This is a genomic window from Streptomyces sp. MBT65 (assembly GCF_016612545.1).
Taxonomy (GTDB): Bacteria; Actinomycetota; Actinomycetes; order Streptomycetales; family Streptomycetaceae; genus Streptomyces.
The window spans coordinates 1-392 of the sequence record NZ_JAENRY010000788.1 but is presented as its reverse complement, the minus strand read 5'-3'; the positions used below and the strand labels follow the sequence as shown (position 1 = coordinate 392).

Sequence of the window (392 nt, the reverse complement as noted above, 5' to 3'; positions counted from 1 at the left end):
CCCCCGCTCACCCTCACGCCCACGTCCAGGCCGGTGCGGACGCGGACCGCGCCGAGACCGTCCTGGTCTTCGAGGACCCCCCGCACCCGGTCCACGGCCTGGAGAACGAACTGGCCGCCCACGGCATCCGGGCCGAGTTCCCCGGCACCGTGCCCGCCCGCTCCCTCCTGCCCCTGGCCCTGCTCGCCCACCACGACAGCACCGGCGGCCTCATCCTCACCGGCGTCCACGACCGCGCCCTCCTCGGCGAGGAGGCCGCCGCCGAACTGCTGGTCCAAAGCGCCCTGCTGCTACGCGAACTCCCCCTGCAAGCAGACGAGTTCACCACCGTCGCCCAGGTCCTGAAACTCCTCGAGGGCCGCGCCGTACCCCCCATGGCCGACCCCCCGACC

General features: G+C 74.2%; 1 pseudogene. It reads left to right on the top strand.

The annotated features are described in order from the left end of the window. Nucleotides 1–392: pseudogene (locus JHN63_RS52120) on the top strand (peptide synthase condensation domain-containing protein); the annotation flags it as partial.